Source organism: Streptomyces sp. NPDC006743 (assembly GCF_040703815.1).
Classification (GTDB): Bacteria; Actinomycetota; Actinomycetes; order Streptomycetales; family Streptomycetaceae; genus Streptomyces.
This window is the reverse complement of record NZ_JBEYJA010000003.1, coordinates 224,601-237,287: the sequence shown is the minus strand read 5'-3', so window position 1 is coordinate 237,287 and position 12,687 is coordinate 224,601. Positions and strand designations below refer to the sequence as shown.

Annotated in this window: 10 protein-coding genes; 6 read left to right on the top strand and 4 right to left on the bottom strand. The window is 72.4% G+C overall.

Translation table 11 applies throughout. The features are described from left to right. Positions 1 to 470 precede the first annotated feature (470 nt). Positions 471 to 1,244, bottom strand: coding sequence for an SDR family oxidoreductase (locus tag ABZ719_RS04115; protein WP_366723678.1), 774 nt, complete (start codon positions 1,242 to 1,244; stop codon positions 471 to 473). A gap of 107 nt (positions 1,245 to 1,351) precedes the next feature. After that, positions 1,352 to 2,044, bottom strand: a complete 693-nt coding sequence (locus tag ABZ719_RS04110) for an MOSC domain-containing protein (protein ID WP_366723677.1) — start codon at positions 2,042 to 2,044, stop codon at positions 1,352 to 1,354. 80 nt (positions 2,045 to 2,124) lie between these two features. Here ABZ719_RS04110 and ABZ719_RS04105 point away from each other — a divergent pair, with 80 nt between their 5' ends. Then, positions 2,125 to 3,021, top strand: coding sequence for a LysR family transcriptional regulator (locus ABZ719_RS04105; RefSeq protein ID WP_366723676.1), 897 nt, complete (start codon positions 2,125 to 2,127; stop codon positions 3,019 to 3,021). Positions 3,022 to 3,115: 94 nt separating this feature from the next. Here ABZ719_RS04105 and ABZ719_RS04100 read toward each other — a convergent pair whose 3' ends face one another. Next, positions 3,116 to 3,445 (bottom strand): WhiB family transcriptional regulator, encoded by a 330-nt coding sequence (locus ABZ719_RS04100; RefSeq protein ID WP_037858476.1) that lies wholly within the window; start codon positions 3,443 to 3,445, stop codon positions 3,116 to 3,118. 382 nt (positions 3,446 to 3,827) lie between these two features. On the opposite strand from ABZ719_RS04100, the gene ABZ719_RS04095 reads away from it, so the two are divergent. The 4 genes from ABZ719_RS04095 to ABZ719_RS04080 all read left to right on the top strand — a co-directional run bounded on the left by ABZ719_RS04095 (position 3,828) and on the right by ABZ719_RS04080 (position 8,757). Beyond that, a complete protein-coding gene (locus ABZ719_RS04095; RefSeq protein WP_003948568.1) occupies positions 3,828 to 4,439 on the top strand; it encodes a response regulator transcription factor in 612 nt (203 codons plus the stop codon). Between the two features lie 808 nt (positions 4,440 to 5,247). Continuing rightward, positions 5,248 to 5,835: a sigma-70 family RNA polymerase sigma factor gene (locus ABZ719_RS04090; protein WP_026252030.1), complete on the top strand. Its 588-nt coding sequence runs from the start codon at positions 5,248 to 5,250 to the stop codon at positions 5,833 to 5,835. Between the two features lie 142 nt (positions 5,836 to 5,977). After that, the gene (guaB, locus tag ABZ719_RS04085; protein ID WP_366723675.1) at positions 5,978 to 7,483 is read left to right on the top strand and encodes an IMP dehydrogenase; all 1,506 of its coding nucleotides are present in this window, start codon (positions 5,978 to 5,980) and stop codon (positions 7,481 to 7,483) included. A 149-nt stretch (positions 7,484 to 7,632) separates the two neighbouring features. Continuing rightward, positions 7,633 to 8,757: a GuaB3 family IMP dehydrogenase-related protein gene (locus ABZ719_RS04080; protein WP_366723674.1), complete on the top strand. Its 1,125-nt coding sequence runs from the start codon at positions 7,633 to 7,635 to the stop codon at positions 8,755 to 8,757. A 453-nt stretch (positions 8,758 to 9,210) separates the two neighbouring features. On the opposite strand, the gene ABZ719_RS04075 is transcribed toward ABZ719_RS04080, so the two are convergent. Continuing rightward, the gene (locus ABZ719_RS04075) at positions 9,211 to 10,419 is read right to left on the bottom strand and encodes a nucleotide sugar dehydrogenase (protein ID WP_366723673.1); all 1,209 of its coding nucleotides are present in this window, start codon (positions 10,417 to 10,419) and stop codon (positions 9,211 to 9,213) included. 292 nt (positions 10,420 to 10,711) lie between these two features. Here ABZ719_RS04075 and ABZ719_RS04070 point away from each other — a divergent pair, with 292 nt between their 5' ends. Then, complete coding sequence (locus ABZ719_RS04070) at positions 10,712 to 12,418, top strand: glycerol-3-phosphate dehydrogenase/oxidase (RefSeq protein WP_366723672.1); 1,707 nt, start codon at positions 10,712 to 10,714, stop codon at positions 12,416 to 12,418. Positions 12,419 to 12,687 lie beyond the last annotated feature (269 nt).

Sequence of the window (12,687 nt, the reverse complement as noted above, 5' to 3'; positions counted from 1 at the left end):
TGGGACACGCACTGTGGGCAGAGAACTTAGGAACCGAGGGGCCGGAAGAGAGTGGCCTGGACATGGTCGCCCTCGCATTCGCGGAGAGCGGTGAGCCGGGGCGAGAGGCCGGGGAGCTGCTACGGGGTGCGCGGAGGGTTGGTGCGCGGTGGCGACGAGGCGGGCGCGGGCTGCGCCGGCGGGACCTCGCCGAGCAGGTAGCGCAGGAGGCCGCCGGGGCGGTGGACGCGGGTCTCGTCCGCGGTTCATGAGCAGCTGCAGCACGGGGAATTGGGGGCGACTGCGGCGAGGCCGCGGAAGCCGGTACGGCCGTGCTGGTTCGTGGCTGCGAGCGGCCGGGGGAGCGTTCGTCTGCGTCGGCGCCGGTGAGCGGGCCGCGTTCGTGCGGGTGGCGGCGCGACGCCGAGGTGAGCGGGGAGGGGCGGCCGGCAACCGGCCGCCCCTCCCCGCTCACTCGGCCGGCAAGCGGCTCACCGCGGCCCGTACTTGCGGCCCGTCTTCGAGGTGACCCCGCCCAGCAGGCCCCGCGGCGTGACCTTGACCAGGCCCATCAGCGCCTTGTAGCGGGGGTCCGGGATCGACACCGTCCGGCCGCGGGCCAGGTCCGTCAGGGCCGCCGCGACCAGCTTGTCCGCGTCCAGCCACATCCAGCCGGGGATGTTGTCCGTGCCCATCCCGGCCCGCTGGTGGAACTCGGTGCGTACGAAGCCGGGGCACAGCGCCATCAGGCGTACGCCGCTGCCCGCCAGGTCCCGCGCCGCACCCTGGGTGAACTGCACGACCCACGCCTTCGACGCCCCGTAGGTGCCGCGCGGCACGAACGCCGCGACCGACGCCACGTTCACCACGCCGCCCCGGCCGCGCTCGCGCATCGCCGCGGTCGCCGCCGACGTCAGCCGCAGCACCGCCTCGACGTGCACCTTGAGCATCCTCAGCTCGTCGGCCATCTCCACGTCGAGGTAACGGCCCTTGTTGCCGAAGCCCGCGTTGTTGACCAGCAGGTCGACGGGGTTCTTCCGGTCGCCCAGCCGGGCGGCGACCTTCTCGATGCCCTCGTCCGTCGCCAGGTCGGCCGTCAGCACCTCGGCCTCGATGCCGTGCCGGTCGTGCAGCTCGGTCGCCTGCTCCGTCAGCCGTCCGGTGTCACGCGCCACCAGGACGAGGTTGTGGCCGTCCGCCGCCAGGCGCCGCGCGAACGCGGCGCCGATGCCCGCGGTCGATCCCGTAATCAGAGCCGTTGTCATGGCGAAAGGTTAGTGGCCCCGCCCCCTCGTCCCCGATCTCTGCACAGGGCCTGCCGATCGGTGACGGACCGGTGTGACCGGCCCGCCCGGCCACGCCTGACGATCCGTCAGTCAGCCTTCCCGGCGCCGTACCGAGCCGCGTACCGGCGGGCCGCGGCCAGCGACTCCGGGTGCAGCGCCGGACCGGCCGCCAGCAGGCGCGGCAGCAGGGAGCGCTCCGTGGTGGCGGCCCGGAACTCGAGGGCCACCGTCACGTCGTGGTCCGGGCGGTGCACGATCTCCACCGGGTCCCCGCGGCGGATCTCACCGGGCTCGATCACCCGCAGGTACGCACCCGGCGCACCCTTCCGCGTGAACCTCCTGACCCATCCCCGCTCGCCCAGATGGCCCTGGAAGGTCCGGCACGGGATCCGCCCGCAGGTGACCTCCAGCACCACCGAGGGACCCTCCGGCGATCCGAGGCGCCAGCGCTCCCCGATGCGCGCGCCGGATATGTCGATGCCCGTGGTGGTGAGGTTCTCGCCGAACGAGCCGTTGGGCAGCGCCCGGCCCAGCTCGCGCTCCCAGTCGTCCAGGTCCTCGCGCGCCACGGCGTACACCGCCTGGTCGTCACCGCCGTGGTGCCGCGTGTCGCACACCGCGTCCCCGGCCAGCCCGCTCCCGCCGACGCCCTTCGGGCCGGGCGCCGCGACCCGCACCGGGTGGTCCACCGGCTGCTTGCCGATACCGGTGAGACCCTCCGGCTGATCGGTGTACGGCACGGCCACGGCACGGCCCAGGTTGACCGAGAGAAGCTTCATGCCGGAACGGTAAAGGACCCGAAGTCAAAGTGTCGACGCGTTTTCCGCTGCTTCGCCCAAGCCTGCCTTATGCTCGAAGGGTGATCGAGGCCCGTCATCTGCGTGTCCTGCGCGCCGTCGCCGCCACCGGCTCCTTCTCCGCCGCCGCCCGCGAGCTGGGCTGCACCCAGCCCGCCGTCAGCCAGCAGATGAAGGCTCTGGAGGGATCGGCCGGCACCCCGCTGCTCGTGCGCACCGGCCGCGAGATGCGGCTGACCGAGGCCGGCGAGGCCCTGGTGCGGCACGCGGGCGGCATCCTCGCCGGGCTCACCGCCGCCGAGGAGGAGGTCGCCGCCATCGCCGGTCTGCGCGCCGGCCGCGTCCGCCTGGTCTCCTTCCCCAGCGGCAGCTCCACCCTGGTCCCCACGGCCCTCGCCGCCCTGCGCGCGGCGCACCCCGGCACCCGCGTCTCCCTGGAGGAGGCGGAACCGCCGCGCTCCGTGGAACTGCTGCGCGCCGGCGACTGCGACGTCGCCCTCGCCTTCCGCTACGAGGGCGCGGCGGGCGCCGAGGAATGGGCGGACCTGGTGGTGCGCCCGCTGCTCACCGACCGGCTCGTCGGACTCGTACCCGAAGGACACCCGCTGGCCCGGGCCGAGTCCGTCGCCATCGCGGAACTCGCCGACGAGCCGTGGATCGCGGGCTGCCCCCGCTGCCGGGGCCAGCTCGTGGAGGTGTGCGCGGGCGCCGGGTTCACGCCCCGCATCGACTTCGCCACGGACGACTACCCGGCCGTGGCCGGGCTGGTGGGCGCGGGGCTGGGCGTGGCCGTCCTGCCCCAGCTCGCCATCGAGTCCGTACGGCCCCGGGGCGCCAGCACCGTGGCACTGGAGCCCGCGGTGCGCCGCGAGATCGTCGCGCTCACCCTGCCCGACCTGGCCCAGGTGCCGGCCGTGGCGGCGACCCTCGACGAACTGGTGCGCGCCGGGTCCAGGTGAGCGCGGCGCACCGGCCGCGTACCGAAGCGAAGGGCACGCGCGTGCGTGCCCTGATCGCCGTAGTACGTCCGTATGGGTAAGAAGAAACGTTCCTTCAGGTATGTGAAGCGGTGTCGCCGCTTGATGACGAAGCCGTCACCAGTCGGTTCCGTGCCCGCCCCATGAGCTCCTCGCGCTCGTCCTCGGTGAGGCCGCCCCACACTCCGTACGGCTCGCGCACCGCCAGGGCGTGTGCCGCGCACTCCGCACGGACCGGGCACCTCATGCAGACCTCCTTGGCCGAGTTCTCTCGAGCGCTCCGAGCCGCCCCGCGCTCGCCCTCGGGATGGAAGAAGAGCGAGCTGTCCACTCCGCGGCAGGCAGCCAGCAGCTGCCAGTCCCACAGGTCCGCATTCGGTCCGGGAAGGCGGGAGAAATCTGCCATTGCGTGACCCCTTGTAGCCGTTCGGTGGCGGATACGGTGCCAACGACCGTACATCTCCGATCTAAGGAGATGAAAATATGACTCATTGCGAATCTAGCCCTAGACACCTAGAAACGGGAAGAAAAGGGGCTGAATGGGGCATAGCTTGTGATGAAAAGTTGAGGGTATGACGTCTGTGTCTGCACCGTGTCCGCTCCCTCACGTAGAGTGCCGAAAACGGCGTACGGCCCCGTAACTCTTTCGAGTGACCGTCGTTGAGAGTGCGGAGGCGGTTGAAAACACAAGTGCTCGGGCAGGCGTCCGAGACGGTCGACCGCACAGGTGACGATTTCGTACCAGCCTGGAGGCTCAAGGTGACGCGCATCAGCTGCGGAGGGCGGCCATGACATCCGTCCTCGTCTGCGACGACTCCCCGCTTGCCCGAGAGGCGCTCCGCCGCGCGGTCGCGACCGTGCCCGGCGTCGAGCGTGTGACGACGGCGGCCAACGGCGAGGAAGTCCTCCGCCGCTGGGGTGCCGACCGCTCGGACCTCATCCTCATGGACGTGCGCATGCCCGGACTGGGCGGTGTCGAGACGGTCCGGCGGCTGCTGTCCGCCGACCCCGGTGCGCGCATCATCATGCTCACGGTCGCCGAGGACCTCGACGGTGTCGCGCTCGCCGTGGCCGCCGGCGCCCGCGGCTATCTGCACAAGGACGCCTCCCGCGCGGAGTTGCGCGCCACGGTGACCCAGGCCCTCGCCGACCCCACCTGGCGGCTCGCCCCGCGCCGGCTGCGCTCGGCCGAGATGGGCGCCGCGCCCACGCTCACCGCGCGTGAGATCCAGGTCCTCGAAGGCATGAGTCACGGCCGCTCCAACGCGGAGATCGGCCGTGAGCTGTTCCTCTCCGAGGACACCGTCAAGACACACGCCCGGCGCCTGTTCAAGAAGCTCGGCGCCTCCGACCGCGCGCACGCGGTGGCCCTCGGTTTCCGGTGGGGCCTGGTCCGTTAGGGCCGTCCGGCGGATCAGGGCACGAAGCACGCACGGCAGGTGATCGGGCCAGGTCAGCCGGCTGGTGCGGGCAGCGGCAAGGCGGCGGAGGATGCCGGGCGAGAGGGGTCCTCCCGCGCGAGCGGAGTCGAGCGTCGGGGAACCGGCGAGTGACGACGCCGCCGCGGACGGGCGGGCCGCGCCTCACGTCCGCGGCATGAGCCGCCGGACCGGACCTGAGTCTCGCCGCGAGGACCCGGGATCCGCGCGGCGCGTGCCGCCCGGGCCCGCCCCCAGGGCGAGTCGCCGTGCAGCCAGCCGGCCAGCCGGTCGCGCGTACGCCTGTGCCGGTCGGGCGTACCACTGTGCCGGGCCGGGCCTGTACGGCTCCGCCGGTCGTGCGTACGCCTGCGTCCGTCGCGCGTATGCCTGTGCCGGTCGAGCGTACGGCTGTGCCGCGGTCGTGCGGACACGGGTGCCGCGGCCGCAGCCGCACCCCGGCCGCCGTCCGGACGGGGCGCCCTCCCGGGCACGCGCAGGCCGGCCGGGGGGCGAGGAGACGGGGCCCGCGAAGGGTCCTTGAGCGGGGGCCCGGCGGTGTCGCCCGTCGCACCCCGGGTACCACCGACCGTGCGGCCCGCCGGGCGGCCGGTGCTCGTTTCGCCGCGGATGCCGCATCCTTGGAGGTGTGGAGTTCCTCGGGGACGAGTCGGTCGAGCGGAATGGGAGGGTGCAGGGGATGGGTTCCGGCGCACCCGCTCATAACGCTTCGGTGCACAACCGCGAAGGCGGTGCCGCGGAGCAGACGACGCCAAGGCACGATGGACCGATGCGCGACGACGAGGCGGCAGTTGCCCCAGGGGCGATCGGTGCGCTGGTGCACCGGGCCGTCGACGGCGACGAGCAGGCCACGCACGACCTGCTCGCCCGCGTCCACCCCCTCGCGCTGCGCTACTGCCGCACCCGCCTGTCGCGGCTGCCGGGCGACGCGCGCCACTTCGTCGAGGACCTGGCCCAGGAGGTCTGCGTCGCCGTCCTCCTCGCCCTGCCGCGCTACCGCGACACCGGCCGCCCCTTCGAGGCGTTCGTCTTCGCCATCGCCTCCCACAAGGTGGCCGACCTCCAGCGCGCGGCGATGCGCCACCCCGGTTCGACGGCCGTGCCCTCCGACGAGATGCCCGAGCGCCCCGACGACTCCCTCGGCCCGGAAGAGCGCGCCCTGCTCAGCAGCGACGCCGAGTGGGCGAAGAAACTCCTCGCCAACCTCCCGGAGAACCAGCGCGAGCTGTTGCTCCTGCGCATCGCGGTCGGCTTGACCGCGGAGGAGACCGGGCAGATGTTGGGAATGTCACCGGGAGCCGTCCGGGTGGCCCAGCACCGGGCGCTGAGCAGGCTGCGGGCCCTCGCCGAGCAGTAGCCGGACGTCCGTTGGACCGGCCGCGCGCCGGTGTCGTAGGAAGATACGAAGCCCGGGGCGGTCCTTCGTCGTGGAATGAGACGCCTCCGCTTCCCGTTAGCATGGACATCCGCACCGATCAAGGCCATTTGGGGAAGGTGTCATGACTGCAAACGTCGACGGAGTGCCCGAGAAATTCGCGACACTCGGGCTGACCTACGACGACGTGCTGCTGCTGCCGGGCGCATCCGAGGTGCTCCCCAACGCGGTCGACACCTCGTCCCGCATCTCCCGCAACGTCCGGGTGAACATCCCGCTGCTGTCGGCGGCGATGGACAAGGTGACCGAGTCCCGCATGGCGATCGCGATGGCCCGGCTGGGCGGCGTCGGCGTGCTGCACCGCAACCTCTCCATCGAGGACCAGGCCAACCAGGTCGACCTGGTGAAGCGGTCGGAGTCCGGCATGGTCACCGACCCGATCACGGTGCACCCGGAGGCCACGCTCGCCGAGGCCGACGCCCTGTGCGCGAAGTTCCGCATCAGCGGTGTCCCGGTCACCGACCCGGCCGGCAAGCTGCTCGGCATCGTGACCAACCGCGACATGGCCTTCGAGAGCGACCGCGGCCGCCGCGTGCACGAGGTCATGACCCCGATGCCGCTGGTCACCGGCAAGGTGGGCATCTCCGGCCCCGACGCCATGGAGCTGCTGCGCAAGCACAAGATCGAGAAGCTGCCGCTGGTGGACGACGACGGCGTCCTCAAGGGCCTGATCACGGTCAAGGACTTCGTCAAGGCCGAGAAGTACCCCAACGCCGCGAAGGACGCCGAGGGCCGGCTGCTCGTCGGCGCCGCCGTCGGCGCCAGCCCGGAGGCGCTGGAGCGCGCCCAGGCGCTCACCGAGGCCGGTGCCGACTTCCTCGTCGTGGACACCTCGCACGGCCACAACAGCAACGCCCTGAGCTGGATGTCCAAGATCAAGTCGAGCGTGGGCGTCGACGTGATCGGCGGCAACGTCGCCACCCGCGACGGAGCCCAGGCACTGATCGACGCCGGCGTGGACGGCATCAAGGTGGGCGTGGGCCCGGGCTCCATCTGCACCACCCGCGTCGTCGCCGGCATCGGCGTTCCCCAGGTCACCGCCATCTACGAGGCCTCCCTCGCGGCCCGCGCCGCCGGCGTCCCGCTGATCGGTGACGGCGGTCTGCAGTACTCCGGTGACATCGGCAAGGCGCTGGCCGCCGGCGCCGACACGGTGATGCTGGGCAGCCTCCTCGCCGGCTGCGAGGAGTCCCCGGGCGAGCTGCTCTTCATCAACGGCAAGCAGTTCAAGTCGTACCGCGGCATGGGCTCGCTGGGCGCCATGCAGTCCCGCGGCCAGGGCAGGTCGTACTCGAAGGACCGCTACTTCCAGGCCGACGTGACCGCCGACGAGAAGCTCGTGCCCGAGGGCATCGAGGGCCAGGTCCCCTACCGCGGACCGCTCGCCAACGTGCTGCACCAGCTCGTCGGCGGCCTGCGCCAGACCATGGGGTACGTCGGTGCCGCCACCATCGAGGAGATGGAGTCCAAGGGCCGGTTCGTCCGGATCACCTCGGCGGGCCTCAAGGAGTCCCACCCGCACGACATCCAGATGACCGTCGAGGCGCCGAACTACAGCAGCAAGAAGTGAGCCGGAAGTCCTCCCCGCGCGCGTAGAGCCGCGCTCGGGGAGCACCGCCGGCGACGTGGAGGGCGGCCCCGGGCGCACCGGGGCCGCCCTTGTCATGGGTGTCGGCGATACTGGAAGACGCTGCAACGCATCAGGGAAAGGCCACAGACGTGACTGAGATCGAGATCGGGCGCGGCAAGCGCGGCCGCCGGGCGTACGCCTTCGACGACATCGCCGTCGTCCCCAGCCGCCGTACGCGGGACCCGAAGGAGGTCTCGATCGCCTGGCAGATCGACGCCTACCGGTTCGAGCTGCCCTTCCTGGCCGCCCCCATGGACTCCGTCGTCTCCCCGGCCACCGCGATCCGCATCGGTGAGCTGGGCGGCCTCGGCGTGCTCAACCTCGAAGGCCTGTGGACCCGCCACGAGGACCCGCAGCCGCTGCTGGACGAGATCACCGAGCTGCCCGCCGAGGCCGCGACCCGCCGCCTGCAGGAGATCTACGCCGCTCCCATCAAGGAGGAGCTGATCGGTGCGCGCATCAAGGAGGTGCGCGACTCCGGTGTGGTCACCGCCGCCGCGCTCTCCCCGCAGCGCACCGCCCAGTTCTCCAAGGCCGTCGTCGACGCGGGCGTGGACATCTTCGTCATCCGCGGCACCACGGTCTCCGCCGAGCACGTCTCCTCCTCGCACGAGCCGCTGAACCTGAAGCAGTTCATCTACGAGCTGGACGTCCCGGTGATCGTCGGCGGCTGCGCCACCTACACCGCGGCCCTGCACCTGATGCGCACCGGCGCGGCCGGCGTGCTGGTCGGCTTCGGCGGCGGCGCCGCGCACACCACGCGCAACGTGCTGGGCATCCAGGTCCCCATGGCCACCGCCGTCGCGGACGTGGCCGCCGCCCGCCGCGACTACATGGACGAGTCCGGCGGCCGATACGTGCACGTGATCGCGGACGGCGGCGTCGGCTGGTCCGGTGACCTGCCCAAGGCGATCGCCTGCGGCGCGGACGCCGTGATGATGGGCTCCCCGCTCGCCCGCGCGACCGACGCGCCCGGCAAGGGGCACCACTGGGGCATGGAGGCCGTCAACGTGGAGCTGCCGCGCGGCCAGAAGGTCGACCTCGGCACCGTCGGCACCATCGAGGAGGTCCTCACCGGCCCCTCGCACACCCCGGACGGCTCGATGAACTTCTTCGGCGCCCTGCGCCGCGCCATGGCCACGACCGGCTACAGCGAGCTGAAGGAGTTCCAGCGCGTCGAGGTGACGGTGGCGGACGCGCAGCACAAGCGGTGAGCGCCGAGATCGAGTGAGACCGGGAAGGGCCGGTCGCCCCGGGTGGGGCGACCGGCCCTTCCGCATGCCCGAGTGGCCCTGGTCGGGGGCGTGCCCATGGGCCGTCACCGCAGGCCCACCCGCTGGGATCGCCTCCGGCTTCGGCTGGTGAAGTTCCGGAGGAGGTGGATCTTGCGGATTACAGCCGCTGGGCGGCCACCCCTATGTCAACTAGGGGTGGACACTCCGAGTAGCGGCCAGGAGCCCGTTGCTGTAGCCCCTGCGGTGGGCTCCACCTTGTCGGCGTGATGGTGAGAGGCCGTCCCCGCGAGACCTGGGGGCGGACACTCCCTGATCCATCCGCGGGCCTGCCGTAGTGGCCTGTTCGACCGGCCCCGCCTGTCTCCGCAAGGTACCCGCGCAGCGCCCCGCGTGCCACCATCGCCGACCGCCCAAGCACCCACGCGCCCCCTTTCACAACCGATGCGCCGCCCCCAGCGGGGCCGCGCCGCGGGTGTCGAGGAGCAGCTGCGCCTTCACCGACAGGCCTTGCAGGTCGTACGTCCGGTGGTGCTGGAGCAGGATCGTCAGGTCGGCGTCGGCCACCGCCTCGTAGAGGGCGTCCGCGCGGGGGACGGGGCGGTCCTGGACGCTCCAGGCGGGCACGTACGGGTCGTGGTAGCTGACGCAGGCGCCCAGGCCCGTCAGGCGGTCGGCGATCTCCTCGGCAGGCGTGCCCTGGAGGTCGGCGAGGTCGGGCTTGTAGGTGACGCCCAGGAGGAGGACGCGGGCGCCGCGCGCCGACTTGCCGTGCTCGTTGAGCAGGGCGGCGGCGCGCTGGACGACGTAGCGGGGCATGCGGCTGTTGACCTGCTGGGCGAGTTCCACCATGCGCAGGCCGCGGCCGGCCGTGCCGGACATGTCCTGGGGAAGGCCGGGGCCGCCCACGCCGGGGCCCGGGCGGAAGGCCTGGAAGCCGAACGGTTTTGTCTCGGCGCAGCGGACCACGTCCCACAGGTCGACGCCGAGGTCGTGGCAGAGCACGGCCATCTCGTTGACGAGGGCGATGTTGACGTGCCGGTAGTTGGTCTCCAGGAGGTGGACCGTCTCCGCCTCCCGCAGGCCGCGCGCGCGGACCACCTTGTCGGTGAGGCGGCCGTAGAAGGCGGCGGCGGACTCGGTGCAGGCCGGGGTGAGGCCGCCGATCACCTTCGGCGTGTTGGCCGGGGTGACGTCGCGGTTGCCGGGGTCGACGCGGCTGGGGGAGTAGGCGAGGTGGAAGTCGCGGCCGGCGAGGAGCCCGGAGCCCTCCTCCAGGAGCGGGCGCAGGAAGGCGTCCGTGGTCCCGGGGTGGACGGGTGACTCCAGGATCACCGTGGTGTGCGGGCGCAGGTGTCCGGCCAGAGCGCGGGCGGCGGTCTCCACCTGCCCCAGGTCGAACCCGCCGTCGGCGCCGCGCGGGGTGGGCGCGCAGATCACGGCGGTGCGCACCCGGCCCAGCTCGGCGGGGTTGGTGGCCGGCCGGAAGCCCCCCGAGAGCATCCGGCGCAGTTCGGCGGCGCTGAGCGAGCCGGGTTCCTCCCCGATGCGGTACCCGAGCGTGGGGACACCGGCGGCTACGGCGGCCTGGGCCAGGGGCAGGCCGAGAGGACCGAGTCCGATGACGGCGAGATCTGCGGGCATGGCGTGGGCCGTCCTTCCCAATAACCGAGGTGGTGCGGGCACGCAAGTCCGGTGGACAGGACGAGCGATTGCAATGTCAGACTAGGAGTAAATATGACCGTTTTGCGGGATTGACCAGCGTGTTTCTGGGTGAACCGGTGGGAGTTGTCCACAGGCTGGGGGCGACTGGTGGCTGAAGACGGGCAACCCGGTCAGAATTTGGGCAGGGGAGAACGCGAGGGGTACTGGAGACGGATGGGACGGGGCTTCGCCCGACGGGTGCGGCCGGCTCGACCGAGAGCGGGAGGCAGCAGTGAGGACAGCGACACTGGGGCCGGCGCAGCGCGCCGAGTCACTGGCGGCAATGGCCGGGCGTGAGCTGGACATTCTGGTCGTGGGTGGCGGCGTGGTGGGCGCGGGCACGGCCCTGGACGCGGTCACGCGCGGTCTGTCCACCGGCATCGTCGAGGCGCGCGACTGGGCGTCCGGCACCTCCAGCCGGTCCAGCAAACTGATACACGGCGGCCTGCGCTACCTGGAGATGCTCGACTTCGCCCTGGTGCGCGAGGCGCTGAAGGAACGCGGCCTGCTGCTGGAACGGCTGGCTCCGCACCTGGTCAAGCCGGTGCCGTTCCTGTACCCGCTCCAGCACACCGGATGGGAGCGGCTGTACGCGGGCTCGGGCGTCGCGCTCTACGACGGCATGTCGATGGCCCGCGGCCACGGCCGCGGACTGCCCCTGCACCGCCACCTGAGCCGCCGTCACGCCCTGCGCGTGGCCCCCTGCCTGAAGAAGGATGCCCTGGTCGGCGCCCTGCAGTACTACGACGCCCAGATGGACGACGCCCGCTTCGTGGCGACCCTGGTGCGCACCGCCGTGTCGTACGGCGCGCTGGCCGCCAACCGCGCGCGGGTCACCGGGTTCCTGCGCGAGGGCGAGCGCGTGGTCGGCGCGCGGGTGCGGGACGTCGAGGGCGGCGACGAGTACGAGGTCCGCGCCCAGCAGGTCGTCAACGCGACCGGCGTGTGGACGGACGACACGCAGGCGATGGTGGGCGAGCGCGGCCAGTTCCACGTCCGCGCCTCCAAGGGCATCCACCTCGTCGTGCCCAAGGACCGCATCCACTCCTCCACCGGTCTGATCCTGCGCACCGAGAAGTCCGTCCTGTTCGTCATCCCCTGGGGGCGCCACTGGATCATCGGCACCACCGACACCGACTGGGACCTGGACAAGGCCCACCCGGCCGCCTCCAGCGCCGACATCGACTACCTGCTGGAGCACGTCAACTCGGTGCTCGCGGTGCCGCTGACCCGCGACGACGTGGAGGGCGTCTACGCGGGCCTGCGGCCCCTGCTGGCCGGCGAGTCCGACGCCACCAGCAAACTCTCGCGCGAGCACACCGTGGCGCACCCGGTGCCCGGGCTGGTGGTCGTCGCGGGCGGCAAGTACACCACCTACCGGGTGATGGCCAAGGACGCCGTCGACGAGGCGGTGCACGGCCTGGACATGCGCGTCGCCGACTGCGTCACCGAGGAGACCCCGCTGTTCGGCGCGGAGGGCTACCAGGCGCTGTGGAACGCGCGGGCGCGCATCGCCGCCGAGACCGGGATCCACGTGGTGCGCGTCGAGCACCTGCTGAACCGGTACGGGACGGCGGCGCGGGAAGTCCTCGACCTCATCGCCCAGGACCCCTCCCTCGGTGCGCCGCTGAAGGCCGCGGACGACTACCTGCGCGCCGAGGTCGTCTACGCGGCCTCCCACGAGGGCGCCCGGCACCTGGACGACGTGCTGACCCGGCGCACCCGCATATCCATCGAGACCTTCGACCGGGGCACGCGCAGCGCGCGCGAGGCCGCCGAGCTGATGGCGCCCGTCCTGGGCTGGGACGAGGACCAGATCGAACGCGAGGTGGAGCACTACCAGAAGCGGGTCGAGGCGGAGCGGGAGTCGCAGCGCCAGCCCGACGACCTGACGGCCGACGCGGCGCGGCTGGGGGCACCGGACATCGTGCCGCTGTAGGCGCGGGCCGCCGGGGCCGGGCCCGGAGGGCTCCGAGTCACTCCAGGGCCCGGCCGGAAGGGAATTCGACGCACTTCGAGGGCGGGTCTGAGGCACGGTTCGCAGGCGCGTCCCGGAGGCCGGTCCCGGGGTCGTGCGTACGTGGGTCCCGGATGCGGGTTCAGGGCGGTTCGGACGCAGGTCGGCGGGCGGTCGGCAGGGCGGTTAGGACGCCGGTTGCGGGGCGGTTCGCGGGACCGCCGGGGGAGGAGAGGGGGGAGGAAGCGGGA